This is a genomic window from Nonomuraea antri (genome assembly GCF_013283785.1).
Classification (GTDB): Bacteria; Actinomycetota; Actinomycetes; order Streptosporangiales; family Streptosporangiaceae; genus Nonomuraea; species Nonomuraea antri.
The window spans coordinates 1-26,317 of the sequence record NZ_JABCPZ010000162.1 but is presented as its reverse complement, the minus strand read 5'-3'; the positions used below and the strand labels follow the sequence as shown (position 1 = coordinate 26,317).

Annotated in this window: 30 protein-coding genes; 15 read left to right on the top strand and 15 right to left on the bottom strand. The window is 72.1% G+C overall.

What is annotated here, in order from left to right:
- From HII36_RS37935 to HII36_RS37925, 3 genes are all read right to left on the bottom strand, one after another.
- On the bottom strand, positions 1 to 332 hold a 332-nt coding region (locus HII36_RS37935; RefSeq protein WP_173528155.1), incomplete at its 3' end, for a hypothetical protein.
- A 46-nt stretch (positions 333 to 378) separates the two neighbouring features.
- Positions 379 to 768 carry a PPOX class F420-dependent oxidoreductase gene (locus HII36_RS37930; protein ID WP_173528154.1) on the bottom strand — a complete coding sequence of 130 codons (390 nt, stop codon included), beginning with the start codon at positions 766 to 768 and terminating at the stop codon, positions 379 to 381.
- Positions 769 to 821: 53 nt separating this feature from the next.
- The gene (locus HII36_RS37925; RefSeq protein WP_173528153.1) at positions 822 to 1,736 is read right to left on the bottom strand and encodes a phosphotriesterase family protein; all 915 of its coding nucleotides are present in this window, start codon (positions 1,734 to 1,736) and stop codon (positions 822 to 824) included.
- 151 nt (positions 1,737 to 1,887) lie between these two features.
- Between HII36_RS37925 and HII36_RS37920 the strand changes: the two genes are divergently transcribed.
- Both HII36_RS37920 and HII36_RS37915 read left to right on the top strand, forming a co-directional pair.
- Positions 1,888 to 2,343, top strand: coding sequence for a TIGR02611 family protein (locus HII36_RS37920; protein WP_173528152.1), 456 nt, complete (start codon positions 1,888 to 1,890; stop codon positions 2,341 to 2,343).
- A 78-nt stretch (positions 2,344 to 2,421) separates the two neighbouring features.
- A complete protein-coding gene (locus tag HII36_RS37915) occupies positions 2,422 to 3,372 on the top strand; it encodes a hypothetical protein (RefSeq protein ID WP_173528151.1) in 951 nt (316 codons plus the stop codon).
- A gap of 4 nt (positions 3,373 to 3,376) precedes the next feature.
- On the opposite strand, the gene HII36_RS37910 is transcribed toward HII36_RS37915, so the two are convergent.
- Positions 3,377 to 3,697, bottom strand: a complete 321-nt coding sequence (locus tag HII36_RS37910) for a GroES family chaperonin (RefSeq protein ID WP_173528150.1) — start codon at positions 3,695 to 3,697, stop codon at positions 3,377 to 3,379.
- A gap of 135 nt (positions 3,698 to 3,832) precedes the next feature.
- On the opposite strand from HII36_RS37910, the gene HII36_RS37905 reads away from it, so the two are divergent.
- Positions 3,833 to 4,396: a DUF1349 domain-containing protein gene (locus tag HII36_RS37905; protein ID WP_173528149.1), complete on the top strand. Its 564-nt coding sequence runs from the start codon at positions 3,833 to 3,835 to the stop codon at positions 4,394 to 4,396.
- A gap of 10 nt (positions 4,397 to 4,406) precedes the next feature.
- On the opposite strand, the gene HII36_RS37900 is transcribed toward HII36_RS37905, so the two are convergent.
- Positions 4,407 to 5,321, bottom strand: a complete 915-nt coding sequence (locus HII36_RS37900; protein WP_173528148.1) for an endonuclease/exonuclease/phosphatase family protein — start codon at positions 5,319 to 5,321, stop codon at positions 4,407 to 4,409.
- A gap of 63 nt (positions 5,322 to 5,384) precedes the next feature.
- Here HII36_RS37900 and HII36_RS37895 point away from each other — a divergent pair, with 63 nt between their 5' ends.
- A complete protein-coding gene (locus tag HII36_RS37895; protein WP_173528147.1) occupies positions 5,385 to 6,638 on the top strand; it encodes an ArgE/DapE family deacylase in 1,254 nt (417 codons plus the stop codon).
- Here the strand turns inward: HII36_RS37895 and HII36_RS37890 are convergent.
- Both HII36_RS37890 and HII36_RS37885 read right to left on the bottom strand, forming a co-directional pair.
- Entirely contained in the window at positions 6,589 to 7,884 is a 1,296-nt protein-coding gene (locus HII36_RS37890) for an FAD-dependent oxidoreductase (RefSeq protein ID WP_173528146.1), read from the bottom strand. The two genes, HII36_RS37895 and HII36_RS37890, sit on opposite strands and share 50 nt — an antisense overlap.
- A 128-nt stretch (positions 7,885 to 8,012) precedes the next feature.
- Positions 8,013 to 8,336 carry a rhodanese-like domain-containing protein gene (locus tag HII36_RS37885; RefSeq protein WP_173528145.1) on the bottom strand — a complete coding sequence of 108 codons (324 nt, stop codon included), beginning with the start codon at positions 8,334 to 8,336 and terminating at the stop codon, positions 8,013 to 8,015.
- 36 nt (positions 8,337 to 8,372) lie between these two features.
- Between HII36_RS37885 and HII36_RS37880 the strand changes: the two genes are divergently transcribed.
- Positions 8,373 to 9,008 carry a TetR/AcrR family transcriptional regulator gene (locus tag HII36_RS37880; RefSeq protein ID WP_328808076.1) on the top strand — a complete coding sequence of 212 codons (636 nt, stop codon included), beginning with the start codon at positions 8,373 to 8,375 and terminating at the stop codon, positions 9,006 to 9,008.
- Here the strand turns inward: HII36_RS37880 and HII36_RS37875 are convergent.
- The 3 genes from HII36_RS37875 to HII36_RS37865 are packed head-to-tail and all read right to left on the bottom strand — an operon-like array spanning position 9,005 to position 11,816.
- Positions 9,005 to 9,808: an ABC transporter ATP-binding protein gene (locus tag HII36_RS37875; RefSeq protein ID WP_173528143.1), complete on the bottom strand. Its 804-nt coding sequence runs from the start codon at positions 9,806 to 9,808 to the stop codon at positions 9,005 to 9,007. The genes HII36_RS37880 and HII36_RS37875 overlap by 4 nt on opposite strands.
- Entirely contained in the window at positions 9,808 to 10,815 is a 1,008-nt protein-coding gene (locus tag HII36_RS37870; protein ID WP_173528142.1) for a FecCD family ABC transporter permease, read from the bottom strand. Before HII36_RS37870 ends, HII36_RS37875 begins: the two co-directional genes overlap by 1 nt.
- Entirely contained in the window at positions 10,812 to 11,816 is a 1,005-nt protein-coding gene (locus tag HII36_RS37865; protein ID WP_328808075.1) for a FecCD family ABC transporter permease, read from the bottom strand. Before HII36_RS37865 ends, HII36_RS37870 begins: the two co-directional genes overlap by 4 nt.
- A 122-nt stretch (positions 11,817 to 11,938) precedes the next feature.
- On the opposite strand from HII36_RS37865, the gene HII36_RS37860 reads away from it, so the two are divergent.
- Positions 11,939 to 12,970: an ABC transporter substrate-binding protein gene (locus HII36_RS37860; RefSeq protein ID WP_173528140.1), complete on the top strand. Its 1,032-nt coding sequence runs from the start codon at positions 11,939 to 11,941 to the stop codon at positions 12,968 to 12,970.
- Here HII36_RS37860 and HII36_RS37855 read toward each other — a convergent pair.
- Together HII36_RS37855 and HII36_RS37850 are read right to left on the bottom strand one after the other, a co-directional pair.
- Positions 12,954 to 15,365, bottom strand: coding sequence for a helicase-associated domain-containing protein (locus HII36_RS37855; protein ID WP_173528139.1), 2,412 nt, complete (start codon positions 15,363 to 15,365; stop codon positions 12,954 to 12,956). The genes HII36_RS37860 and HII36_RS37855 overlap by 17 nt on opposite strands.
- A gap of 76 nt (positions 15,366 to 15,441) precedes the next feature.
- Positions 15,442 to 15,945, bottom strand: a complete 504-nt coding sequence (locus HII36_RS37850; RefSeq protein ID WP_173528138.1) for an ATP-binding protein — start codon at positions 15,943 to 15,945, stop codon at positions 15,442 to 15,444.
- A gap of 223 nt (positions 15,946 to 16,168) precedes the next feature.
- On the opposite strand from HII36_RS37850, the gene HII36_RS37845 reads away from it, so the two are divergent.
- The 5 genes from HII36_RS37845 (at position 16,169) to HII36_RS37825 (ending at position 19,342) form a co-directional block, all read left to right on the top strand.
- Positions 16,169 to 16,990, top strand: a complete 822-nt coding sequence (locus HII36_RS37845; RefSeq protein ID WP_217370468.1) for a helix-turn-helix domain-containing protein — start codon at positions 16,169 to 16,171, stop codon at positions 16,988 to 16,990.
- On the top strand, positions 16,991 to 17,227 hold the full coding sequence (locus tag HII36_RS37840) for a DUF397 domain-containing protein (RefSeq protein WP_043632079.1): 237 nt from the start codon (positions 16,991 to 16,993) through the stop codon (positions 17,225 to 17,227).
- Positions 17,228 to 17,410: 183 nt separating this feature from the next.
- A complete protein-coding gene (locus tag HII36_RS37835) occupies positions 17,411 to 18,169 on the top strand; it encodes a hypothetical protein (protein ID WP_173528136.1) in 759 nt (252 codons plus the stop codon).
- Positions 18,170 to 18,194: 25 nt separating this feature from the next.
- Entirely contained in the window at positions 18,195 to 19,076 is an 882-nt protein-coding gene (locus HII36_RS37830) for a maleylpyruvate isomerase family mycothiol-dependent enzyme (protein WP_173528135.1), read from the top strand.
- Positions 19,076 to 19,342 (top strand): sigma factor, encoded by a 267-nt coding sequence (locus HII36_RS37825; RefSeq protein WP_173528134.1) that lies wholly within the window; start codon positions 19,076 to 19,078, stop codon positions 19,340 to 19,342. Before HII36_RS37830 ends, HII36_RS37825 begins: the two co-directional genes overlap by 1 nt.
- Positions 19,343 to 19,356: 14 nt before the next feature.
- On the opposite strand, the gene HII36_RS37820 is transcribed toward HII36_RS37825, so the two are convergent.
- Both HII36_RS37820 and HII36_RS37815 read right to left on the bottom strand, forming a co-directional pair.
- Positions 19,357 to 19,947, bottom strand: coding sequence for a histidine phosphatase family protein (locus tag HII36_RS37820; protein ID WP_173528133.1), 591 nt, complete (start codon positions 19,945 to 19,947; stop codon positions 19,357 to 19,359).
- A gap of 38 nt (positions 19,948 to 19,985) precedes the next feature.
- Complete coding sequence (locus HII36_RS37815) at positions 19,986 to 20,894, bottom strand: TIGR03621 family F420-dependent LLM class oxidoreductase (RefSeq protein ID WP_173528132.1); 909 nt, start codon at positions 20,892 to 20,894, stop codon at positions 19,986 to 19,988.
- A 107-nt stretch (positions 20,895 to 21,001) separates the two neighbouring features.
- Here HII36_RS37815 and HII36_RS37810 point away from each other — a divergent pair, with 107 nt between their 5' ends.
- The 3 genes from HII36_RS37810 to HII36_RS37800 are packed head-to-tail and all read left to right on the top strand — an operon-like array spanning position 21,002 to position 23,909.
- Complete coding sequence (locus tag HII36_RS37810) at positions 21,002 to 21,769, top strand: phytanoyl-CoA dioxygenase family protein (protein ID WP_173528131.1); 768 nt, start codon at positions 21,002 to 21,004, stop codon at positions 21,767 to 21,769.
- Entirely contained in the window at positions 21,754 to 22,710 is a 957-nt protein-coding gene (locus HII36_RS37805) for a phosphotriesterase family protein (protein WP_328808074.1), read from the top strand. The genes HII36_RS37810 and HII36_RS37805 overlap by 16 nt, the downstream gene beginning before the upstream one ends.
- Positions 22,707 to 23,909, top strand: coding sequence for a cytochrome P450 (locus HII36_RS37800; protein ID WP_173528130.1), 1,203 nt, complete (start codon positions 22,707 to 22,709; stop codon positions 23,907 to 23,909). Before HII36_RS37805 ends, HII36_RS37800 begins: the two co-directional genes overlap by 4 nt.
- Here the strand turns inward: HII36_RS37800 and HII36_RS37795 are convergent.
- Positions 23,851 to 25,074 (bottom strand): MFS transporter, encoded by a 1,224-nt coding sequence (locus HII36_RS37795; protein WP_173528129.1) that lies wholly within the window; start codon positions 25,072 to 25,074, stop codon positions 23,851 to 23,853. The two genes, HII36_RS37800 and HII36_RS37795, sit on opposite strands and share 59 nt — an antisense overlap.
- A 98-nt stretch (positions 25,075 to 25,172) precedes the next feature.
- Here HII36_RS37795 and HII36_RS37790 point away from each other — a divergent pair, with 98 nt between their 5' ends.
- Complete coding sequence (locus HII36_RS37790; protein ID WP_173528156.1) at positions 25,173 to 26,018, top strand: Gfo/Idh/MocA family protein; 846 nt, start codon at positions 25,173 to 25,175, stop codon at positions 26,016 to 26,018.
- Positions 26,019 to 26,317 lie beyond the last annotated feature (299 nt).

Here is a 26,317-nt window from a genome sequence, read left to right as displayed (position 1 = left end):
GGTTCGGGGTTGGTGGCGGCCGCGGCGGCGGCCGCGCGGGCCTGGGCCAGTCCGCTGAACGACCAGGGCACGGCGAGCCACCCCGCCCACGCCAGCACGATCACGACCGGGATGTCACCCAGCCGCGACAGCCGCGACAGCGCCGCCAGCGGCAACCTGCGCAGGCGGCCGGCGTGCTGCGTGTGGTCCGTCGCCGGCGGCGTGCGCGGGTGGTCCGCGTCAAGCGTGTGGACGGTCTCCGGCAGCGTGCGCTGGCGGCCCGCGCTACGGGTATGGTCCGTCGCCGGTGGCGTGCGCGGGTGGTCCGCGCGATGCGTGTGGTCCGTCACCATCCCCCCGCCCCCGGCCAGGCACGTACAGCCCAGATCCTAGCCAGTTTCAGACTGGGCGGTTCGACGGCGGAACGCCCAGCCCCCAGGAGATGATCTTGTGTGGGGTGATCCTGATGAGCTGCCTGGAGAACCCGGGCATCGGGGGCTCGGCGTCGGGTACGGCCTCGGCGGTGCCGCGGATCTCCACGCCGCGCACCACCCACGGCCGCGTCGAGGCCAGTTCGTCCACGACCAGCGCGACCGTGCTCCCGGACGCGACGTTCTTGAACTTCTTGGACTTGGCCAGGTCGTGCCCGCCGACCTCGACGGTTCCCGGCTCGGCGCCGAGGAAGAAGCCGACGGGGTTGTTCTGCACCTGCCCGTCGGGCGATACCGTGGCGAGGCGGGCCAGGTGCTGGGTGCCAAGGAATTCGAGTTCTTCAGGTGTGAAGGTCATGAGGCAAGGGTGCAACCTCAACCATTGTTGAGGTCAACCCGTCTCTCGGAAGGTCACACGGCGCCGTCGGTGAGCCAGCGCAGGGGGTTGGCGTGGGTGATCAGGCGGATCGTGTCCTCGTCCGTCCCGGCCTCGCGCAGGCGCGGCAGCAGCGTGTGGAACAGGTGCGCGTAGCCGGGCCCGCCGTAGCGCTGCATCTGCGACACCCGGCTCACGCCGGTGCTGAGCAGGAGCCGCTCCGCGTGTCCCTCTTCGATCATGGCGAGCGCGATCCTGGCTGTCTCGTCCGGGCCGAGGCAGAGTGCGCCCAGGCCGACGTACGCGCCCGCCTCGACGATCTTCCGTACCGCGCCGAGGTCGGTGCCGGAGTAGCCGACGGCCACGCGCGAGCCGGGCAGGTTCTCGCCGAGCAGAATCTCCAGCATGGCCAGGCCGCTCAGGCCGAAGGTGGCCACGGACAGGCGGGAGGCCTTCGAGGCGCGGGCGGCGGCGATCAGCGCGCGCTGCTCGCGCGGCGTGGGCTCGGCGCCCCAGCAGCCGACCTCGCCGATCACGCCGGGGAAGACGCCGGTGCCGTCCAGGCCGTTGGAGATCTCGCCCATCAGGCGGCGGGTGAGCGCCTCGACGTCCTCGTCCCCGGTGGACGGTTCGCTGAACGGCTCGGTGAACAGCCCGGTGGCGGCGATCACCGGGACGCGGCTGCCGGCCGCGATCCGGGCCAGCGCGGCGGCGTCGCGGCCCATGCCGAGGCAGGTGAGGTCCACGACCAGGGCGAGTTCGTCGGACTGACGCAGTTCGCGCAGTTCGGCGGTGACGGTTTGCTCCTCGTCCAGCCAGCGGTGCGGGTCGGAGTCGATGCCGACCGCCCAGCGCATGTCGTTGCGCAGGTGCTCGTGGGGGAGTACGGCGCCGGTCACGGCGGCCGCGCGGATGGGGCCGGTGACGGTGCGAAGCATGACCTCGGGCATAGCAGACATTATCCGACGTTTGCCGGAAGTCGCCTGGTCAGGCCGGAAATTTTACTTTGAGGGTGGTTTGGTGCCCTGCTAGCGGATTGCAAGTGATCCGGCAGCGTGGGCCGTATCCTGGTGGGCACACCGAAACCGTCCGGGGGAAACCGTGGCCATCCAGAACTCCGACACCGGCGACGCGGACGTCGTCAAGGGCGAAGCCGCCGAGCGGTCCGACATGCCCGCTCGCCGTACCGGCCTGCACGGCTGGCTGGACGGCGTGCGATCGACCCGCACCGGCGCGCTCACCCTGAAGATCGTGATCGGCTTCATCGGCACGGTCATGGTGGTGGGCGGCCTGATCATGGTGCCGTTCCCCGGGCCGGGGTGGCTGGTCGTGTTCGCCGGTCTGGCGGTGCTGGCCACCGAGTTCCACTGGGCGCACCGGGTGCTGGAGTTCGGCAAGCGCACGCTGCACGCCTGGACGGAGTGGTACAAGCGGCAGGGCTGGACGATTCGCATCGTCGTCGCCGTGGTCACCGTGGCCGCCGCCGGTGTGATCGTGTACTTCGGCCTGCTGACCATGGGCGTCGACCTGCTGGCGATCGCGCAGAAGTTCATCTAGGAACCGGTCCGCCCCGAACATCCAGACCGGGTCGGCATTTCTCCCGACATCCCGCCGGCCGCTGTCTAGTCTGCGGGCGTGATCGCCTCTATCGCCCTCGCGCTGTCACTGACCTTCTCCGGCCCAGCCGTATCAACAGCCACCCCGGCATCCGGCATGGCGTCCGCGCCGGCCGATCTGCCGCTGCCGGGCACGAACGGCGTGAAATATCGTGAGAAAGCCGGCGACCCCGTCCGGCTCGCCTCCTACGGCCTCGGCACCAAGGCCACCTACCTGCGTGCCGCCAAGGGCGACGTCTTCAGCAGGCAGAAGGGGCTCTCGGAAGCGGTCGTCTCGCCCGACGGCCGCCTGACCGCGGGCATCCCCACCGCCTACCGCGCCGGCCACGACTCCCTGCTGATCACCGATCGCGCCACCGGGAAGACGAACAGGATCCGGACGGTCCGCGCGCCGCTGGTCGCCTGGGGCATCGGCTGGTCGCGTGACAGCAGGAAGGTGGTGCTCACCGTCCAGCGCAAGACCGGGAACACCTGGCGCACGGCCGGGTTCACGATCGTGGACGTCACCGCCAAGACCGCCCGCACGGTCCCCGTCCCCGGCCTGACCAGGGAGAGCGGCTTCTGGTGGAGCCCGGCGGGCGGCCTCGTCTCGCCGTACCGGGACGGGCTGCGCCTCTACCGGCCGTCCGACGGCAAGGTGGCGGCCACCTGGGCGGGGATCGGCCTGACGGCGGGCGCGGAGGACGCGTTCTCGCCGTCGGGCAAACGCCTGCTGAGCTGGTGCCCGTCGCGTTTCACCGAGGGGCTGTGCCTGGTCGACCCGGCCACGGGCAGGCTCGCGCTACGGGTGAACGTGCAGCCGGAGGCGCTGTTCGGCTGGTGGGACGAGTCTCACGTGATCGCGGTCATGGCCCACGGCGGCGCCTACCGCCTGTCGGTCGTCGACCTCGCCGGACGGACCACCCGGGTGCTGGCCGAACTGCCCCGCGCCACCTGGGCCGCGGAGTTCTGGGTCACCTTCACCCGCTGATCGCTCACAGGTACAGGCCGGTGCCGTGGTCGGTCTCCTGGGTGGCCACGGCGTGCAGGTCGCGCTCGCGCATAACCAGGTAGACCTGCGCGTGCAGTTCGACCTCGAACTGGTCTTCCGGGTTGAGCAGCACCTTGTCGCCCACCTTGACCGCGCGCACGTTCGAGCCGACGCCGCAGACCTCGCCCCAGGCCAGCCGGTTGGCCATCTTGACCGTCGCGGGGATGACGATCCCGGAGCCGCTGCGCCGCTCCTCGGCCTCGGTCTCGAGCCGGATCATGACCCGGTCGTGCAGCATCTGAATCTCGAACTTGGGCGCTTCCACGTGGCCAAGTTTACGAGGCGCCGGACGTCCGATGACTCAAACCGGCCCTCACGGCCCGCTGACCTGGGCGAATACCGAACACTCCGGACGATCGCCCCGCTTATGAATCAACGGTGAACATGGCAAGATAACGTCATGATCATGGCCTTCGGCGCAACAGGCTGGCATTGGGTGAATCCGCCTCGCGAATGGTCCTCTGACGAGGGATTGATCCTGTTCTGTGATCCCGGCACCGACCTGTGGTGCAAGACCCACTACGGCTACAGCTACGACACCGCCCACCTGTTCGGCCGGACCGTCGAGGGCGACCTGCGGCTCTCCGTCACCTTCACCGGCGAGTACGCCGAGCAGTACGACCAGGCCGGCGCCGTGCTCCGCCTGGACGAGAGCACCTGGATCAAGGCCGGGGTCGAGTACGTGGACGGCGGATTCCACCTCAGCACGGTGGTCACCCGCGACTTCTCCGACTGGTCGGTGCTGCCGCTCGACCGGCCGGCCGAGCGGGTGACGTTCGAGCTGGAACGCTCGGGCGACGCGGTGACCGTCCGCTACGGGCTCGACGACGCGCCGCCGGAGCGGATGTTGCGCCTGGCCTACTTCCCGCCGGAGCGGCCCGTGCTGGCCGGGGCCATGGCCGCCGCCCCGGTGGGCAAGGGTTTCGCCGTCCGCTTCACCGACCTGCGCATCTGCGCGGAGTAGGAACGGCGGCTCAGGGGAGCCTGAGTTCGGCGTAGACGGGCCGGTGGTCGGTGCCGTCCAGCGTCAGCACCTCGAAGGCGCGCACGCCCATGCGCGCGTCCGCCAGCACGTGGTCGATCGCCACGCCCGGCGTCCAGCCGAACTGCGGCCAGGTCGCGGTCAGCCCTTGTCCCATGGCGTCGGCCGCGTCGCGGTAGCCGCCGGCCAGCAGGTCGCGTACCGGCACGTGGTCGAGCGTGGCGTTGAAGTCCCCGGCCAGCACCCGCAGGTCGCTCCCGCCCGCGGCGGGCAGCGCACGCAGCCCGGACAGCCAGCACGGCTGCCGTCCGAACCGCTTGGGCGCGCACGGGTGCACGGACACGATGTCGATCCGGGCACCTCCCGCATGCCGCATCAGTGCCCTGGCCTGCCCGAATCCGCCGTACTCGATGTGCTCTCCCGCCGTCAGCGGATGCGTGGCGTAGATCGCCGAGCCGCCGACCCCCGGCTTGGCCCGTGTCACCGCGTGCGGCAGCCGGTCGCGCACCCCGGCGGCCTCCAGCCGGTCCAGCGCCTCGGGGGTCAGCTCCTGCAACGTCAGAACGTCCGGTTTCGTCCGGTCGATCAGCGCGATCAGCCCGTCGATGTCGGCCGCGCCGACCATGAGGTTGGCCGCGAGCACCCGCACCGCCTGACCGCCGGCCGGGTGCCCGCCGTCGGTGAACCCGCGCGGCGTGACCACCACCGCCAGCGTGATCACCGTGACCGCCGCGACCGCGGTCGGCCAGCGCCGCCGCAGCGACCCGGCCACCAGCAGCGCCACCGCCGAGCCGGCCGCCGCGTACGGCGTGAACGCCACCAGCGGCACCCACGGCCAGTCCGGCTCGAACCCGCTCACCCGCAGCACCGCCCACACCGCGAACGGCGCGACCACCAACCCACTCACCCAACTCCGCATGCGCATATATCACCACTTGTCGCGACATAGGTTCATGAGAGGGTGTGCACCATGCACGACGTGGAAGCCAGGGTCCTGAACGCCATCGACGCAGCCGAAACCGTGAACCTGCTGGCCGAGACGGTCCGGGTGCCCAGCATCACCGGCACCGACGCCGAATCCGACCTCCAGCACCGCTTCGCCCGCCTGCTCACCGAGGCGGACCTGGACGTGGACGTCTGGAAGCTCGACCTCCCCGACCTCACGAGCCGCGCCGGCTTCCCCGGCTCGGAGGCGCCGCGCACCGAGGGCTACGGCGTGGTCGCCGTCAGCGGGGGAGAGGGCGTGCCCGCGCTCGCCCTGCAGGGCCACGTGGACGTCGTCCCCACCGGCGACCTGGCGAAATGGGCGGGCAGCGACCCGTTCGCGGCCCGGATCACCGGCGACACGCTGCACGGCCGGGGCGCCTGCGACATGAAGGCCGGGCTGGTCGCCAACCTGGCCGTGGTCAGGGCGATCAAGCGGGCCGGGGTGAGGCTGGCCAGGCCGCTGGCCGTGCACTGCGTGGTCAGCGAGGAGGACGGCGGGCTCGGCGCGTTCGCCACGCTGGCCAGGGGCCACACCGCCGAGGCCGCCGTGATCACCGAGCCGACCAGCGGGAACGTCATCACGGCCAACGCCGGGGCGCTCACCTTCCGCCTGGAGATCGCGGGCGCGGCGGCGCACGGCGCCACCCGCTACGAGGGCGTCAACGCGATCGAGGTGTTCTGGCCGGTGTTCGAGGCGATCAGGCGGCTGGAGGCCAGGCGGAACCAGGACCCGCCCGCGCTCTTCGACGGCAACCCGATGCCGTACCCGATCGAGATCGGCACGGTCAGGTCAGGCGACTGGGCCAGCACCGTGCCCGACCTGCTGGTGGCGGAAGGCCGCCTCGGGGTCAAGCTGGACGAGGACCCGGCGCTGGCCAGGGCCGAGTTCGAGGAGGCGGTGGCGGGCGCGGCGCACCCGTGGCTGCGCGCCAACCCGCCGGCGGTGAGCTGGCCGGGCGGCCAGTTCGCCAGCGGCCGGCTGCCGGCCGGGCACGCCCTGCTCGACGAGGTGAACCGGGCGGTTTCCGACACCTCGGGCAGGACGCCCCGCCAGACGGCCGCACCCTATGGCAGCGACCTGCGTCTGTACGCGGCCGGCGGGATCCCGACCCTGCACTACGGCCCCGGGGACGTGCGGTTCGCGCACGCCCCCAGGGAGCAGGTCGACCTGGCCGAGCTGCGTGAGGTCACGCGCTCGCTCGCAGTCCTCGCGATCCGCCGCTGCGGAGCACTCTGACCAGGTTGCCCGGGCTCATCAGGGACGGCGGCGGGTCGATCAGGTTCGTCACCCGGTGGAATCGCAGTGCCAGGTCCGGGTCCCCGGCCGCGGCGGCCAGGTAACGCTCCAGGTAGGCGTTGACCATCCGGATCTTCGGCGTGAGCGTGCCCCGCACGCCGGGCACCTTCAGGTCGCCGCCGACCACGATGTCCCACGGCGCGTCCACCAGCCGGGCGATGCGCCGGAAGAACGACCGGGGGCTCAGGTCCGGCCGCAGCAGCTCCCTGGCCTGCAGCGCCGCGACCGTCATGCCCTGGCCGTACATCGGGTTGAACGCGCACACCGCGTCGCCGAGCACCAGCAGGCCCTCGGGGAAGCGGGACAGCTCCTCGTAGCGCCGCCTGACGCTGGCCGGGGTGTGGTAGGCGCGCGGCTCGCCGAGCGGTTCCGCCGTCTTGACCAGCCGGCCCAGGTCCGGGTAGCCGATCGACTCGGCGAACGCGGTGAACTCGCTCAGGCCGAGGCCGGGCGCGTCGCCGAGGTAGCCCGACAGGGTGACGATCCAGCGGTCGTCCTCCAGGGCCAGCGCCACCCCGCCGCGGGCGTTCGCCGCGGCCGGGGCGACCACCAGGGCCAGGTCGCCGTCCAGGTCACCGGGCCGGCGGTGGAACTCGCGGGTGCCGTAACGCAGGTCGATGCGCACCTGTTCCTCGCGCGGGCGCTCGTACCCGAGCTCGGTCAGCCAGGCCGGCGCGCGCGAGCCCCGGCCGGAGGCGTCGACGACCAGGTCGGCGGGGATCTCCTCGCCGCCGGCCAGGCGTACCCCGGTGACCCGGCCCGCGTCCGACATCAGCCCGGTGACCACCCGGTCCTGGCGCACGCGCACCCCGCTCAGGCCGCTCACCCGGCGGCGTACCTGGCCTTCCAGCAGCGGCCTGCTGACCAGCAGGCCGGTCAGTCCGGTGTGGGCGCGCGACAGCTCCTGGCCGCCGTGCACCCAGCGCACCTGTCCCTGCAGGTCTCCGGTGATGCCGCCCTGCGCGACCAGTTCGGCGGTCAGGCCGGGCAGCAGTTCGTCCATGACCTCGCGCCCCCGCGCTAGCAGGCCGTGCGCGTGCCGGCTCTGGCCGACGCCCCTGCGGTGGACGTCCACCGTGGGCAGCGTGTCACGGTCGAGTACGGTGACCATGGCGTGGCCGCGTTGCAGCGCGGCGGCGGCCAGCAGCCCCGACATGCTGGCGCCGATGACGACGGCGTGATCCATCGATCGTCCCCCTGTGAATACGGAAGTTCCGGCTATTCGGCAGAGGGTGACGGGCGGACGTCGATTGTTCTGTGTCCTTTGACGCGTTCGCGGTGATACCAGCGGCCAGGTGAGACCTGGCTCACCTGTCAGGCAGCGGGGCCTGACTCGACCGGCAGTCCGGCCGCGACCCAGTCCTCGATGCCCTCGGCGTACCTGCGCACGTCGGTGTAGCCGAGCGCGGTCAGCCGGGCGGCCACGGCCTTGCTGTTGGGGCAGGCCGGGTTGGAGCAGTAGGTGACGATGGCGGCGTCCTTGTCGGGCAGTAGCTCGGCGGCCCGCTCGGCCACCTCGCTCTCGACCAGCGGGATCGCGCCGGGCAGATGCTGCTGCAGGTAGTAGCCGCCGCCGAGGGTGTCGAGCACGGTGACCTCGGAGAGCGTGCGGTGCAGCTCCTCGCGGGTGATGGTCATTGTCGCCTCCCAATGAAATGGACTACAGTCCGGATTGTGGATGGCTCGAAAGTTAACGGACCGCAGTCCGCTTCGTCAAGTGAGGCGCTGGAGCTGCTGGCGGAACCGCCCAGGAAGGAACGCGCGGACGCGGCGCGCAACAGGGAGAAGGTGCTGGCCGCGGCGGCCCGGCTGTTCGCCGAGAAAGGCGTGGACTCGGTGTCGATGGACGCGGTCGCCGCCGCGGCGGGGGTGGGCAAGGGCACGCTGTTCCGCCGCTTCGGCGACAAGTCGGGGCTGGCGGTGGCGCTCCTCGACGACCGCGAACGCGACCTGCAGGCCCGCATCCTGTCCGGGCCGCCGCCGCTCGGCCCGGGAGCGCCGGCCGCCGACCGGCTCGCCGCGTTCGCCGAGGCGTACCTGACGTACCTGTTCGACCATCTGGACCTGGTCCGCATGTCGGAGACCGCCAGCCCCGGGGCGCGGCACCGGATCGGGGCCTACCGGTTCTGGCACCGGCACGTGGCGATCCTGCTGGCGGAGTGCCGTCCTGGGTGCGACGCCGACCCGCTGGCGCACGCGCTGCTGGCGGGCTTCGGCGCGGAGACGGCGGGGCTGCTCGCCGCCGGCTACGGCCAGGCCCGCGCGGGGAACGCCCTCCTCACCCTGGTCGGCGCGCTCACCGAAGGCTAGGAGGCCGGGGTCGCGGCGCGGCGGCGGGATTCCGGGACGATGAGCGGCGTCCCCGACTGCGGGTCCTCGATGATCTCGCAGCGCACGTCGAACACCCGGTGCACCAGCTCCGGCGTGACGATCTCCAGCGGGTCGCCCTCCGCCTCCACCCGGCCCTCACGCATGACGATGAGATGCGTGGCGTACCTGCACGCCTGGTTCAGATCGTGCAGCACGGCCACCATCGTGCGTCCCGCCTCGTGCAGCTCGGCGCACAGGTCGAGCACCTCGATCTGGTGGGAGATGTCCAGGTACGTGGTCGGCTCGTCCAGCAGCAGGATCGGCGTCTCCTGGGCCAGCGCCATGGCCAGCCACACCCGCTGCCGCTGCCCGCCGGACAGCTCGTCCACGATCCGGTCCGACAGCTCGGTCACGTCCGTGGCCCGCATGGCCTCGGCCACCGCCGCCTCGTCGGCGCGCGACCACTGACGCATGAGCCGCTGGTGCGGGTAGCGGCCGCGGGCCACCAGGTCGGCCACGGTGATGCCGTCGGGCACGATCGAGCTCTGCGGCAGCAGCCCCAGCCGGCGCGCCACCTCCTTCGACGGCAGCGCCGTGATCAGGCCGCCGTCCAGGTGCACGGCGCCCTGGCGGGGCTTGAGCATCCTGGCCAGGGCACGCAGCAGGGTGGACTTGCCGCACGCGTTCGGCCCGATGATCACACTGAACGACCGGTCGGGGATCGCCACGCTGAGCGAGGTGGCCACGGTCCGCTGGTCGTAGGCGAGGGTCAGGTCGTGACCGGTCAGGCGGGCAGCCATCAGTGGCGTTCCTTTCGCAGGAGCAGCGCGAGGTACGTGCCGCCGATCGCGGCCGTCAGCACCCCGACGGGCAGCTGGGTGGGGGCGAGCAGCCGCTGGGCGGCGAGGTCGGAACCGGTCAGCAGCACCGCGCCGACCAGGGCGGAGGCGGCGAACGTGACGCCGGGTGAGCGGGTGAGCCGCCGGGCGAGCTGCGGCGCGGCCAGCGCCACGAACATGACGGGACCGGCCGCCGCGGTGGCCACGCCGGTCAGCAGCACCCCGGCCACGATGGCCGTCGCACGCACGACCTCCACGTTGATCCCCATCGCGCGGGCCGCGTCGTCGCCCATCTCGATCATGCGCAGCGGCCGCGACACGGCCGCGCACACCGGCACGAGCACGATCAGCGCCAGCGCGACCGGCACCGCGTGGTCCCAGCCGCGCCCGCTGAGACTCCCGGTCAGCCAGGAGCCCGCCGTGGCCGCGTCGTTGATGTTCGCCCTGGTCAGCAGGTACGAGTTGACCGACAGCAGCAACGCGTTGACCCCGATGCCGACCAACACCAGCCGATACCCCTGCACCCCGCGCCGGAAGGCCAGCGCGTAGACGACGGCCGCGGCGAGCACGCACCCGGCCAGCGCCCCGCCCGCGATCACCAGCGCGGAACCGCCCAGGGTCACCGCCAGGATGCCGCCGGTCGAGGCTCCGGCGGTGAAGCCGATGAAGTCGGGGCTGCCGAGCGGGTTCCTGGTGAGGCTCTGGAAGATCGCCCCGCCCACCCCGAACGCCGCGCCGACCAGCAGCCCGGTCACCACGCGCGGGGCCCGCAGCCTGCTCACGATCAGCTCGGCGACGGGCGTGCCCTGGCCGAACAGCGCGCCCAGGATGTCCGGCACGGAGACGGTGAACTCGCCGGTCGCGATGGCCGCCACCGACACCGCGCAGGCCACGACCAGCAGGAGCGCCCCGGTCAGCAGCGCCCGGGGCGCCAGCCGCAGCGACCAGGGTCCGATACGCACGTTCATAGCGCCGCCAGCCTCCTGCGCCTGGCCATCATGATGAAGATCGGGGCGCCGATGACCGCCCACATGATGCCGACCTGCACCTCGCCTGGGCGGGCGATCAGCCGTCCGGCGACGTCGGCGACCAGCAGCAGCACCGGCGCGGCCAGCGCCGAGTACGGCAGCACCCACCGCTGGTCGTGCCCCACCACCGCGCGCACGGCCTGCGGCACGACCAGGCCGACGAACACCAGCGGCCCGGCCGCCGCGGTGGCGGAACCGCACAGCAGCGTCGCGGCCACGCCGGTCAGCACGCGGGTCCTGTTCACCGGCACGCCCAGCGCCTTGCCCGCGTCGTCGCCCAGCGACAACATGTTGAGCGGCCTGGCCAGGAACAGCCCCAGCACCAGCCCGGCGACCAGGAACGGCGCCAGCCCGGTCAGCGTGCCGGCGTCGGCCGCGGCCAGCGACCCGGTCAGCCAGAACCGCATCCGGTCGAAGACCTGGGAGTCCATGCGCAGGATGGCCGAGGCGGCGGCGGTGCAGACCATGCCGAGCGCGATGCCGGCCAGCGCGAGGCGTACCGGGCTGGAGCCGGAGCGTCCAGACGAGCCGAGGGTGTAGACGACGACGGCGGCCAGCGCGGCCCCGCCGAAGGCGAACCACACGTAGACGGCCGGGTCGCTCAGCCCGAACAGCCCGAGCGCGAGCGTGACGCCGAGCATCGCGCCCTGGTTGATGCCCAGGACGCCGGGGTCGGCCAGCGGGTTGCGGGTCAGGCTCTGCATGAGCGCGCCGGCCAGCCCGAGCGCCGCGCCGACGGCGATGCCCAGCAGCGTGCGGGGGATGCGCACGTCCACGACGACCGTGTGGTCGGTCGAGCCGTCGTAGGAGAGCAGCGCGTCGATCACGGTGGCCGGCGGGACGGATCGCGCGCCCAGCGCCACGCTCGCCGCCGCGGCCAGCGCGAGCACCGCGAGCGTCACCACCAATCCTCCGGCCAGCACGGCTGCGCGTCCGCGCACCCGGCGATCCGCGGAGGCCTCTACAGCCGGGCGCACCCGACCCCCTCTCGTCACAGCCAAACTTAGGCAAGGCTAATCTAATGCCTTGGCAACAAAGGTAAGCCTATCCTTAGGAGATCGAAATGTCGGGACCGGTACTGGCGCGCAGGGGCTTCCTGGCGGCCACGGCAGGCCTCGCGGCGGCCCTGACACTGTCGGCCTGCGGCGGCGCCGGGACCGCGGCCACCGGCGGCGCGCCCGCCCAGCAGCCCGCCCAGCAGCCCGCGACCTCGGCCGCCGCGCAGGGCTGGACGTTCACCGACGACCGCGGCAAGAAGCTCGACCTGCCCAAGCGCCCCGAGCGGGTGGTCGCCCAGGTCGGCGCCGCCGCCGCGCTGTGGGACTTCGGCGTGCGCCCCGTCGCCGTCTTCGGCCCGCACAAGCTCACCGACGGCGCCAAGGACCCGCAGGTCGGCAACGTCGACATCACCAAGGTCCAGGGCCTGGGCAACGTCTGGGACGAGTTCAACGTCGAGCAGTACATCGCCCTGCAGCCCGAACTGCTGGTCAGCAGCATGTACGTCAAGGGCACCCTGTGGTACGTGCCGGAGAAGTCGAAGGACACCATCGAGCAGGTCGCGCCCACCGCCGGCGTCCAGCTCACCGGCAACAGCGCCACCCAGGTCATCGGCAAGTACGAGGAACTGGCCAGGTCGCTCGGCGCCGACATGCAGGGCGTCCCCGAGGCCAAGGCCCGCATGGAGGCCGCGACCAAGGAGCTGGCCTCGTTCAAGGACCTGAAGGTGCTCATGATGTCCGGCGGCCCGGACGCCATGTGGGTGGTCAACCCGCCCGAGTACCCCGACATCGTGCACCTCACCGCGAACGGCCTGAACGTCGTCACCCCGTCAAAGGTGGACGAAGGCGGCTTCTTCCAGACCCTGAGCTGGGAGAACGCCGACGAGTACGACGCGGACGTGATCCTCTACGACACCCGCACCCAGGCGCTCAAGCCCGAGGAGATGATGAAGAAGCCCACCTGGGCCAAGCTCCCCGCGGTCAAGGCCGGCCAGATCTACCCGTGGCGCGCCGAGGCCCCGTTCAGCTACCAGGGCTACGCCGCGTTCCTCGAAGAGCTGGTGGCCAACTTGAAGCAGGCTAAAAAGCTCCCTTGACCTCGATGATCTCGGCGAGGGGGAACTCCAGGTAGTCGCCGGCCTCCTCGCACCAGGCGTCGAGCGCGCCGCCCTTCAGCTCGCCGTGGCTGATGGTCGCGGTCAGCCCGTCGGCCAGCGTGATGCCGGCCCGCACGCCGCGGTCGACCACGAACCCGAGCAGCGACTGCTGGGCGGTCGGCAGCCGGTTGGCCATCCGGCCGATGACGGCCCAGGTGCGGCCGTTGGTGCCGGACCCGGCGCGGCCGGTCTCGATCAGCCGGCGGGCGTGCTCGCGCGGGTCGGGCGTCGGCTCGGCGATCACGTACGCGGGGGCCTCGCACTCGGCCAGCTCCGCCACCTGCCCGCCGGGCAGCAGGATCAGCTTGCCGTTGTGCGGCTCGTCGAGCTGCGCCGCCCTGGCCCGGCGGATGGAGATCTCGCCGGTGTCGGAGACCGGGACCGGCGAGTAGCCGTTCTCGCGCAGCGCGGCCAGCGTGCGCTCGGCGTCGGCGGCGCTGACCAGCACGGTGGGCGCGAGCAGGCGCAGGCCCAGCCGGCCCAGCCGCCGGTGCCCGGCGATCTCGGCCAGCAGCCCGGTGTCGGAGGCCTGCACGAGGCAGCCGACCGTGGTGACCGTCACCTCGCCGTGCCTGCGCGCGGTGTCGCGGACGAGATAGTCGAGCGGCTGCGGGATGCTGCCGACCTGGGCCAGCTCGTCGAGCAGTTCGCCGGCCTCGTAGCCGCGGTCGAGCGCGCGGCGCACGCTCTCGGTGGTGAAGCGCCACACCGAGGCGGCGCCCCGCGACTCGCGCTCGGCCACCCGGTCGAGCAGCGCGGCCAGCTCGGCCGACGGCGGCCCGGTGACCACCGCGGTCAGGTCGGGGCCGAACAGCGCGCTCCTGCGGACGCTGGCCAGCGCCCTGGTGGACGCCTCGACCAGGACCGGGTCGTGCTCGACCTGGGGCACCGTGTCGTCGTTCTCGTCGCCGGCCAGGTGCGCCAGCCCGGCCAGGGCCCGGCCCAGGTCGGTGAGCGCGTCGTTGGCCAGCAGGCCGAGCAGCGTGGCCTCGTCGACGACGGCCGCCGCGCCGTCGTCGAGCAGGGCCCGGTCGAGCAGCGGCGCGTGCCAGTGCACGTTCCTGACCAGGCTGGACCGGTCGGCGAACGCGGTGCCTGCGGGCAGGTGGGCGAGCCCGGCCAGCACGGCCCTGCGCACCCGGGCCACGGCGGTGCCGGTGGCCTCGTCGCCGAGCACGGTGCCGTACTTGCCGTCGGTCTTGCGCAGCGACGAGCGTTCCATGCGCCACCACGCCGACAGCAGCACGCGCAGCCGCGCGGCGCCCTCGTCGAGCCGCCAGCGGTCGAACCGCTCGGTGGGGATCATGCCGCCGGACTGCTCGTCCCAGGCCAGCAGCCTGGCCACGGCGCAGACCTCAAGCAGCAGCCGGGTCTCGTCCTCGTCGCAGCCGGTCTCCTTGGCCACCCTGCGGACCTCGCGCACGCCCACGCCGCCGGTCTTGAGCAGCGGCAGCGGGGTCTTGGCGGTGTTGTCGAGCAGGGTCGCGGCCCGCTCGACCACGTGCGGCGCGGCCAGGGTCATCAGGTGGTCGACCTCTTCCGGGTCGACCGGGATGGTCGGCACCTCGGGCGCCTGCGGGGAGAACGGCGGGTGGTAGCCGGGGCCGCGCAGGCACAGCGCCACCTCGCGGGGCATCTCGGCCACGTGCCAGCTCGGCCGGTAGAGCAGGCCGTGGTCGGCGCACCACTTCTCCGGGCTGCCGGGGGTGACGAACCTGCCGCCGTCGACGTCGCGCACCGGGCCTTCCCAGGCGAAGCCGTCGAGCAGCCGGTAGGTGCCGTCGGGCGCGTTGCGCAGCAGCGCTTCGAGCCGTTCGATGTCGCCGAGCATCTCGGTCACGCGGGCGATCGTGCGCCGCTTGTTGCCGTGCGGGGGCAGGCCGAGGTTGCGGGCCAGCGCGTGCAGGCCGTCGTTGCTGATCGTCCAGGAGTTGAGGTAGTGGTCGAGCGGCTCGCCGAGCCCGAGCGGGGCGTTCCACCAGCGCTTGACGCCCTCGGCCAGGTGGATCACGCCTTCTTCGTCCGGCCAGGCCAGCGCGTGGTCGTAGAGGCGGTCGAGCCAGGGGTGCACCTGGTCGGGGCGCACGCCCAGGAAGTCGCTCATCCGCTCGGGCGTGGGCCGCCGCACGACCAGGCACGCCTCGGCCAGCTGCAGGCAGGGCAGCGGCAGCCCGCGCAGCGTCTCGACGACGGCGAAGCCGTTGCCCAGGCGCGGGGCCAGGGCCTCGAGCCGCCGTGGCCAGGGGGCGGCTATCGCATCGGGCCGGTTGGCGAGAATGCGGGCAAGCCGGTCTTCGTCCAGTGTTCGCAGCCAGCCGAGCAGGTGATCTTCCATCTGTCAGCACTCTCATGGGGTCGCGTGGGACTCACCGTGAGCCATGACCATCCACGGTAGTGCAGATCACCGTCGGTCAGGAGAGGACTGCCCAGACGATCTTCCCGTGAGGCGCGAGCGCGGACCAGCCCCAGCGCAGGCTGAGTGATTCGACGATGTGCAGCCCGAGGCCGCCGGTGTCGAGGGGGCCGGGGTAGCGCAGCACCGGGACCGAGGCGCCGGGATCGGTGAACGCGCTGGTGACGAGGCTGCCGCGGCGCACGAGTGACATGTGCACGGGACGTTCGCAGCGCGGCTCGGCCAGCCGCAGGCCGTGCCGTAACGCGTTGGTGGCCAGTTCGGAGACCACCAGCTCCATGTTGTCGATCAGCTCGTGCAGCCCCCAGCCGGCCAGGGTGCCCGAGGTGAAGCTGCGCGCGGAGTGCACGGAGGAGGGCGTGGGCGGGAGCACGTACGTGGCGCTCGAACAGGGACCGGAGACGAGCAGATCGCGAGCCGCGTCCGGCCACCAGCCGACCGGCGGCCACCAGTCGAACGTGGTCCACTGGCCGGGCGCCGTGGTGTGTTGCACGGAGATCATTCTGCGACAAAGCCATGTGCAGGTGCAAGAGCGAATGCACGTGCAGACAACCCATGCAGGCGCTACGGTTGGCCATCAACAGGTCAATCTGGGGGAAAGGGGATCTTGTCCGCGGCCCATGATCTTTCGGCCGTGAAGTGACAGACTGTGTCGCAAGGAAACGACCAAGGAGCAGCACGTGTCGATTGATCCGCCCGGTTCCGGTTCGACCGTTCGGCGCATCATGCTGGGGGCGAGTCTCAGGCGCCTGCGTGAGGCCAAGCGGCTGACCCGCGATCAGGCCGGATTCCACATCCGGGCCTCCGAGTCCAAGATCAGCCGGATGGAACTCGGGCGCGTCGGATTCAAGACACGTGACGTGGAGGACCTTCTCACCCTGTACGGCGTCGTCGACGACGCCGAGCGCCGTGCCCTGCTGGAGATGGTCCGCGAGGCCAACACCCCCGGGTGGTGGCACAAGTACTCGGCCGAGCTGCCCACGTGGTTCACCACCTACGTGGGACTGGAGGAGGCGGCGAGCGTGATCCGCACCTATGAGGTGCAGTTCGTGCCCGGCCTGCTGCAGACGGCCGCGTACGCGCGGGCGGTCTACCAACTGGGCAACCCCGATGACACTCCGGACAAAATCGAGCGCCGCGTGCATCTGCGCATGCAGCGTCAGGAGCGTTTCACCCAGAAGGACGGCCCGCGTCTGTGGGCGGTCATCGACGAGGCGACGCTCAAGCGGACCATCGGCGGGCGGAAGGTCATGTCCGAGCAGCTTCAGCATTTGCTGGAAGTGGCCGCGCTTCCGAACATCACCCTGCAGGTGATGCCCTTCAGGTACGGCATGCACGCCGCTGAGGGGGGCGCTTTCAGCATTTTGCGGTTTCCCGAGTCCGACTTGTCGGACGTTGTCTACGTCGAGCAGCTCTGGGGTGCCCTGTACCTGGACAAACGTGAGGACATCGACCCGTACCTCACGGCCATGGAGCAGTTGTGCGTGGAGAGCACCACGCCAGGAGGCACCGTCGAGCTCATCGGCGGTCTTCTCAGAAAGATGTAGATGAACCAGACCTACAACGGCATGCCCGCGGCCGACCTGACCCAGGTGGCCTGGCGCAAGAGCCGCTACAGCAACTCGCAGGGCAACTGCGTGGAGCTCGCCGAGCTCCCCGACGGCGGAATCGCGGTCCGCAACTCGCGCTTCCCCGACGGCCCCGCGCTGATCTACACCCGTGACGAGATCCGGGCCCTGGTGCTCGGGGTGAAGGACGGAGAGTTCGACGGCCTTCTGGTGTGACCCCGCGTCGGTGGCGTAACACCGCGTTCACGCCCGGCGCGCTCGCTTGATCGCGGCGCGCCGGTGGCGTAACCGGGCGAAAGCCTGCCGGAGTGGCTGACCGGGTGCGGCCCGCGACCTTCCCAAGCGCCGGGCTGATCGCTATCCTCGCTACCTAGCAATCGCTTGGTAGAGGAGGCGTACGTGCGGCGCGGCATCTACCTGATCGAAGAGGTCGACTTCCGGCCGATGAACTCCCGGCGCCCGCTGGAATACCTCACCTGGCTGACCCGCTACAAGCGCGAGGACGAGACCCGCGCCGAGCCCGCGCTCACCACCGGCATGTCCATCAGGTCCCGCGAGATCGACCTGGCCGGCGCCTTCTACGCGGTCGGCATCACCGGACATCCCCAGTTCAAGGCCGTCACGCTGTGGGAGTGCCACGGCGGCTGGGACGGCGGCTGGCGGCAGATGATGGAGATCTACCGCGGCGTGGACGACCGGCTGTTCCTGTCCGACATCGACGACCTGCGCTTCTCCGCCTTCTCCCGGCCGCTCGGCGCCGCGCCCGGCTGCCCGCCGCTGAGTCAGGCGCCCACCGGCGAGTTCTACCTGTTCGAGAGCGCCCGCGTGCGCCCCGGCGCGGCGCTCGACTACCTGGCGGCCGTCCGCACCGAACGCGCGCCGCTGCTGGCCGCGCACGGGCACCGGCTGACCGGCCTGTACGAGGTGCTGTTCTGCGACACCGAGGTCGTCACACTCTGGGCCGTCTCGCTCGACGACCACCTGGCCACCCAGCGGGCCAGGGACGCCGCGCTGGGACTCGACGACGAGGCCGAGCCCGACCCGGGGCTGCTGCGCTGGTCGAAGCGGGCCCGCGACTTCCTCGACGGGCCCTGGCGCGAGACGTTGCTCGCGCCCTTCCCCGGCAGCCGTCTGGCGCCGGAGGGTGCGCACGACTAGCGTCGGGGCTGCGGAGGTGGCCCCAATGAAGGACTCGTACCTCTACAACGGGCAGAGCGCGGACGACCACGTGGCCTCGTGCCCGGAATGCGGCGCGGCCATGGCGCTGCTCGACCGGCGCGAACCCGAGCACGCGCCGCCCCCCACGCTGCGCGACGCGGTGCTGTCCAAGGCGAGACGGCGCCGCGCGCCGGCCGGGGCGAGCACGGCGGCGGTCGCGATCCCGTACGCCGAGCAGGTGGCGCTCATGGACGACCTGCTGGCCGAGCTGAGCGAGCCGCAGTGGGCGGCGCCGGTCGACCGGCACGGCGACGTGCGCGGGCTGATCGAGCACTTGTCGGGCAACGACGCCACCGTGGCCAGGCTGCTCGGCGTGCCGGCCCCGGGGCCGGCGGCCACCCAGCGCGGCTGGCGCGAGCAGGCCGGCTCGCTGCTCGAACGGCTCTCCGCGAGCACCGACGTGCTGCTCGGCGTCGAGGTGCAGCTCGCCGGGCGAAGACCGGCGCGGGCGCCGCTGCGCCAGGCCATGGTGCAGCGCACGTTCGAGACCTGGACGCACGCCGACGACATCAGGGCCGCCACGGGCCGGCCCAAGGCCCCGCCGCGCGGCGAGCACGTCCGGATGATCGCGGAGTTCGGGCTGGCGCTGCTGCCGCGCGCCCTGCGCGGCCCGCGGCGCGAGGTGTCGGCCACGTTCGTGCTCACCGGCCCGGGCGGCGGCACCTGGACGATCCCGCTCTCGCCCACCTCCGACCGGGTGACCGTGCTGGTGTCGGCGGAGGCGGTGGCCTTCTGCGCGCTGCTGGCCAACCGGTGGCCGCCCGACACCTTCCCCTACGCGGCGGAAGGCGACCCGGCGCTGGCCCGCGAGCTGGTGCACGCCGCCGCCACGCTGGGGTGCGACTGATGAGCGCCGACGTGGACGTACGGGCCGCCCTGGCCGCCGGTGACCTCGGCGTGCTCGGGGCGCTCTACGACGAGCACGGCGCGTACGTGTACGGCCTGGCCATCGAGGTCACCGGCAGCAGGACGACCGCCGAGGAGGTCACCCAGGACGTGTTCACCGCGTTGTGGGAGCGGCCGCTGTCCTACGACCCGGAGCTCGGCAGCATCCGCGGCTGGCTGGCCAGCCGGGCGCTGCACGAGGCGGCCGTCCGGGTGAAGGCGGGCTGAACCCGGGCCGCGCGCTAGTGCGAGTTGACCGGGGCGTTCCAGGCCAGCAGCACCGGTTCGGCGTGCTCGAAGCCGAGCCGCGAGTACGTGCCGGTGTCGAGCCGCAGCAACCGGCCGTCCTCGGGCGGCAACCTCAGCCAGCGGGCGGCCAGCACGCGCAGGAAGTGCCCGTGCGCGACCAGCGCCACCCGGCCCTCTGCCTGCCTGGCCCGCGCGATCACCCGGTCGGCGCGATCGGCCACCTGCGCCGCCGTCTCGCCCGGATGGTCGGCGTCGCCGGGGATCACGCCGTCACGCCACAGGTACCAGCCCGGCCTGGTCTCGCGGATGGTGGGCGTGGTGATGCCCTCGTAGCCGCCGTAGTCCCACTCCCACAGGTCGGGGTCCACCTCGTAGCCGGGCAGCCCGGCCAGGTCCGCCGTGCACGTGGCCCGCTGGGCGGGGGAGACCAGCACCAGGTCGAACGGCTGCCCGTCGACCAGGGGCGCGAGCGCCCGCGCCTGGTCCTCGCCGTGGGCGGTCAACGGCAGGTCGGTGCGCCCGGTGTGCTTGCCCGCCTTGCTCCACTCGGTCTCACCATGCCTGAGCAGCAACATCTCGTTCATGCTGTCCATCATCGGGTACGGCGGGGCGCGACCGGCCGTCAGGTGGCCAGTTCCTCGACGACGGGGGTGAAGGCCGGCAGGTCCCGCTCGTGATGCACCACGAAATATGAAATATCGTGCTCATCTCGCCAATATCGGACCTTGTCCACCAGGTCACGGGGGGTGCCGAGCAGGACCTGCGGTGTCTCCTCCAGTCGCGAGCTGTCGGCCGCGCTCCACGCCTCCTCCGGCTTGCGCGCGCCCACCTGCATCACGCTCGTGCCCAGCTCGACGGCCGGGTACCGGTCGCCGGCCGCCTCCCGGACGGCGGCCACCTTGCCGAGGAACGCGGCGAGCCCGCCGTCGCGCTCGTCGGGGCCGCTGCCGTCGGCGCGTACCCGCAGGCCGATGTTCACCACGTCCGCCTGCGCCGCCGCCAGCCGCAACATCCGCGGCCCGCCGCCGCCCAGCAGCAGCGGCGGATGCGGGCGCTGCACCGGCCTGGGCCACTGCTCCAGGCCCGCGACGCGGTAGTGCGTGCCGGTGAAGTCGAACGGCCCCTCGCCCCACAGCCCCTTGAGCACCGCGATCGCCTCGGCCAGCCGGTCCACCCGGACGCCGGGCGGGTCGAGCGCCAGGCCCGCGCCGCGATAGTCCCCGGCCAGCCAGCCAGTGCCCAGCCCCAGCTCCAGGCGTCCGTCGGAGAGCAGGTCGATCGTCGCGGCCTCCTTGGCCAGCACCGCCGGATGCCGGAAGTCGTTGGCGAACACCAGCGTCCCCACGCGCAGCCTGGTGGTCGCGCAGGCGGCGGCGGTCAGCGCGGCGACGGGCGCGAAGCGCGGCCCGACCAGGTGATCGGGCACCAGCAGCACGTCGAACCCGGCCCCTTCCAGCCGCCTGGCCCGCTCCGTCCACTCGCGCGCGGACCCGGCCCCGCGCAGCACCGCTCCGAACCTGATCCGCCGCACGTCCCGGCTCCCTTCGTTCAAGCAAGCGCTTGGGTGCCAAGCGTACCGGCGCGAGGGCGGCCGCGCTGGGTCTTACCAAGCGCTTGCTTCAGTGCGAGACTGGCACCATGGACATCCCCGTACGCCAGATCACGGCCGACGAGGTGACGTTCTTCCAGCACCACGGCTGGGCCAGGCTGGACGCGCTCGTCGCCCCCGAGGCCGCCGCCGGGCTCGCCGGACGCGCCGCGACCTACCTGGCCGCCCGCGACAAGGCCGGCGCCACGCTGGTCGACCAGGCCTTCGGCCAGTCCAGGGACATCGCGGACGGCGACCCCGCCTTCGCCGCGCTGACCCTCGACCCGGCCATGGGACGCAACGCGGTCCGGCTGCTGCACGGCGTGCGCGCGGTACGCGTCCAGGTGACGAACCTGCTGGTCAAGGCGGCGGGCGAGCACGGCGCGACCGAGTTCCACCAGGACTTCCCGTGGATGCCGATGGACCGCTCGGCCATGCTCACCGTCTGGCTGGCGCTGGTGGACGTGCCCGCGGAGATGGGATCGCTGCGCTTCTACAGCGGCTCGCACCGGCACGGGCTGCTCGGCCGCAGCTTCACCCGTCCCGGCGACGACCAGCTCACCCAGCACCCGTGGCTGAAGGAGCTGGAGCTGTCGCCGCCGCTCGACCTCAGGGCCGGCGACGCGACCGTGCACCACGCGCTGACCGTGCACGGCGCGCCCGCCAACCGGCGGCGCAGCCCGCGCCTGTCGTTCACGGTGACCTACTTCGACGCCGACGCCCTCTACACCGGGCTGCCCTACCGGCAGACCGACGGACTGGGCCTCGAGGTGAACCGGCCGTTCGAGCACGAGAGGTTCCCGTGCCTGAGACCGTGATGGGGCCGGTGGCCGGCCTGGGCGCGACGCTCATGCACGAGCACGTGTTCGGGCTGAGCCCGGAGATCCTGTGGAACTGGCCGGACATCCCCGAGATGTGGGACCTGGAGACGCGGGTCCGCGAGGCGGCCGCCAAGCTGGAGGAGCTCAAGGCCGAGGGCATCGACACGATCGTGGACCTGACCGTGGTCGGGCTGGGCCGCTACGTCCCGGCCGTGCGCATGGTGGCCGAGCTGACCAGCGTGAACATCGTCGCCTCCACCGGTCTCTACACCTATGACACGCTGCCGCCGTACTTCGCCAACCGGGGCCCGGACTCCCTGTTCGGCGGCCCGGACCGGCTCGCGGAGTTCTTCGTGCGCGACATCGTGCACGGCATCGGGCGTACCGGGGTCAAGGCGGGCATGCTCAAGTGCGCCTCCGACCACCTCGGGATGACCAAGGGCTGCGAGCGGGTCTTCCGCGCGGTGGCCGCCGCGCACCTGGAGACCGGTACGCCGATCACCACGCACTCGCACAGCGCCTCCAGGGGCGGGCTGGAACAGCAGCGGCTGCTCGGCGCGCTGGGCGTCGACCTGAGCCGGGTGGTGATCGGCCACGCCGGGGACTCCACCGATGTGGCCTACCTGGAAGAGCTCGTCGCCAACGGCTCCTACCTGGGCATGGACCGCTTCGGCATCGAGACGATCAGCCCGTACGAGGACCGGGTGGCCACGGTGGTCACGATGTGCGAACGCGGACACGCCGACAAAATGGTGTTAAGTCACGATTCGTACTGCTTTAACGACCGATTCGACGACGACGTGGTCCGCCGCCGCCACCCGAACTACCACCTGCTCCACGTCTCCCGCGACGTCCTGCCCGAGCTGCGCAAACGCGGCGTCACGGAACAGCAGATCCGCCAGATGCTGGTCGAGAACCCCCGGAGGATCTTCGGATGAGCCAGGACATCGAGGACTTCGACGTCGGCGCGGACTGGCACGTCGCCGCGCCGTACGACTTCCTGCGGCGGCTGCGCCACGAACGGCCGGTCTTCCACAGCGCGCACCTCGGCGCGTACGTGCTCACCCGCTACGCCGACGTGCGCGCGGCCTACGGCGACCCGCGCCGCTTCTCCTCCCGGGGCTCGCTGACGATCTCGCGCAGCCTCACCGACGAGACGCGCGCCAAGCTCGGCGAGCACGGCTCGTTCCTGTCCAGCTTCGTGGCCAACGTCGACCCGCCCGACCACACCCGGCTGCGCCGCTCGGTCTCCAGGGCGTTCACGCCACGCGCGGTCGCCGCCATGGAGCAGCGCTTCAGACGGCTCAACGAGGACATGCTCGACCGCCTGGAGCCGCGCGGCCATGCCGACTTCGTCGCCGAGATCGGCCACGAGCCGTCGATCAAGCTGACCGCCCGGTTCATCGGCGTGCCCGAGGCGGACGAGGCGTTCGTGCGGGCGCACGTCAAGGACTGGTTCCAGCTCTTCCTGTCACCCCAGCCGGCCGGGCGGCAGCTGGAGCTGGCCGACAGCTTCCTGGAATACCTCGACTACGTGGACCGGCTGGTGGCCGCCCGCGCCAAGGACCCGCGCGAGGACTTCACGTCGCTGATGACCGCGCTCATCGGGGCCGAGCTGACGCACCGGGAGGTGGTGGAGCTGATCTCCACCATCCTGCTCGGCGGCAACGACACCGTGCCCAACCAGCTCGGCAACACCGTGCTGCGGCTGCTGCGCGAGGACTGCTGGCCGGTGCCGCCGACGATGATCCCGAACGCGGCCGAGGAGTGCATGCGCATCGACGGGGCCTCGCTCGGCTCCTTCCGGTACGCGGCCGAGGACGTCGTCCTGCACGGCAGGCGGATCCCGGCGGGCTCGCTGGTGCTGCTGTCCACCGACTCGGCCGCGCACGACGAGACGGTCTTCCCGCACCCCGACGAGTTCCAGCTCGACCGGCCCAACGCCGACGACCACCTGGTGTTCGGCTACGGCATCCACTTCTGCGTGGGCGCCGCGCTCGGCCGCCTGCAACTGCGCACCGCACTGGAGGTGCTCGGCCGCCGACTGCCCGCGCTGCGCCTGGAGCCGGATCAGGAGATCACGTACCGGAGGTCGCTGGTGGGGCGGGGGCTGACGGCTCTGCCGGTTCGGTGGTGAGCGCCCTGACCCGGTAGAGCAGGAACACCGCGGCCACCAGCCCGGCCACGGCGAGCGTCACGACCGGCCACACCGCCACGTGCGCTTCGAGATCACGCCGCCACAGGCCCTCGGCCAGCGCCCGCAGCGCCGACCCGGCGAAGCCCGCCACCGAGGTCAGCACGAGCAACGTCGCGCCGGTCCGGCCGAGCAGCCGCGCGGGCGTGATCGCCTGACGGTGGCCGAGCAGGGCGATGGCGGCGGTGGTCGCCCCCGCCCACCACACGAACGTGCCGGCGGTGTGCCAGACCGCGCCCCAGCCGGTGTCCGACAGCAGGAGGAGGACCGCGAACGGCTGGGTGACCAGCAGCGCCGCCCAGGCCAGCCGGAACCCGCCGACCCGCCGGTGCAGCAGCAGCGCCGCCACGGCCCCGGCGGGCGCCGTCGCTTCGAGCAGGAACATCGCCGCCGGGCCGGCGGCGGGCCGGCGGATCAGGTCGTCGACCAGCGGCTCGAGCAGCTCGGTCGCCGCCAGGTAGAGCGCGATGGCCCGGAGCACCGGATGGGCGCAGGTGAACCGGACCCCCTCCGTCATCTCGCGCCACCAGCCCGTGCGCGGCGGCGCGGGCTCCTCGGCCACGTCGATCGCGCGGAACGACAGCGCGCACACGGCGAACGCGACCGTGCCGATCGCCATCAGCCACAGGTGTGCCTCCGCGAACATGAACCCGAGCCAGAGGACCGGGCCGACCATCGCCAGTATCGCGTTGATCGGGATCAGCCGGTCACGGCCGACGAGCGCGGGCAGGAAGGCGTCCTGCGCGAGCTCGCCCGTCTGCCGCAGCAGGGGCAGCACCGCCAGCACCAGCGCGGTGAGCGGGAAGACCGTCCACCCCTGCCACAGGGCCACCGTGAGCGCGCCGAGCGCCAGCGCGCTCAGCAGGCTCGACGTGACCAGCGCCGACCTGCGGCGCACCCGGTCGACGAGCACGCCGAGCGGCAGGGCGAGCAGCAGGGCCAGCAACCCACCGGCCCAGCGGGCCTCCACGGTCTGGGATACGAGATGGCTGGATCGCTGGACCACGAGGAACAGGACCAGAGTGGTGCCGACGAACAGGCCGGTCTGCAGGCTCGCGGCGCCGGTCAGGAACAGCGGCACGTGCCGCCGTGGGCTGGGGGAGATCACCCCGGCATCCTTCAAGTGAATGGCATAGCTGGGCAAATCGCCTATTAGGCACGATGATCGTCCGGGTAGAACGGTGGTCGAGGACCGAGGGGGACATGATGAAGCCGGTGGCAGTGGGCCTGATCGGAGCGGGCCCGTGGGCCGAGATGGCGCACGCGCCGATGCTGCGCAAGAGCCCGCACACCCAGCTCGCCGGGGTCTGGGCCAGGCGTCCCGAAGCCGCCGCCAGGCTCGGCGCCCCCGTCTTCGAGCGGGTCGAGGAGCTGTTCGAGGTCTGCGAGGCGGTGGCGTTCAGCGTGCCGCCGGCTGTCCAGGCCGAGCTGGGGATCCTGGCCGCCCGCGCGGGCAAGGCGCTGCTGCTGGAGAAGCCGCTGGCCGGCAGCGTCGACGACGCCCAGCGCCTGGCGGACGCGGTCGGCGAGGCCGGGGTCGCCTCCCAGATGGTGCTGACCATGCGTTACGCCGCCCAGACCAGGACGTTCCTGGCCCGGTGCGGCGAGATCGAGCCGTTCGGCGGCCACGCGGCCAACATCTCCGACGCGCTCATCCAGATCGACTCGCCCTGGCGGCGCGAGCGCGGCGCGCTGCTCGACGTCGGCCCGCACGTGATCGACCTGCTCGACGCCGCGCTCGGCCGGGTGGTCGGCGTCCGGGCGCACGGCGACCCGCTCGGCTGGACCGGGCTGCTGCTCGAACACGAGGGCGGCGGCGTCAGCGAGGCGTCGCTGTGCATGTCCGCCGTCGGGGACCTGCCGCCCTCGTCGTTCGCCGTGTACGGCAGGCGCGGCAACGCCGTCCTGCTGCCCTGGGACGACGACCCGTTCGAGGCCATCGCCGCGGAGTTCGCCCAGACCGTCAGGCGCGGCGGCGGGCACCCGCTGGACGCCGCGCACGGGCTCAGGCTGCAGAAGATCATCGCCGAGGCGGAGTCCCAGCTCTCCTGACCCTTGACGGCCGCGCGAGTCCGAGGGATTGATACGGTTTGTCCGACGCGCAGTGCTGCAGCGAAGTCCGGTGCGAGTCCGGCGCTGTCCCGCAACTGTCATAGCCAGGTCGCCTGCCGCTGCGCCGACGTCAACCCTCGTGGAAAAGGGTGATCCGTCGCACATCGCGGGTCTCTCGGTTCCGACAGTGTGAAAGGACTTCTCGTGAGGCCCGTACGCACGGCCTTCGCGGGCGCGCTGCTGGGAACGCTCGTTCTGGCCGGATGCGGCCAGACGACCGCCACCTCGGCATCCCCGTC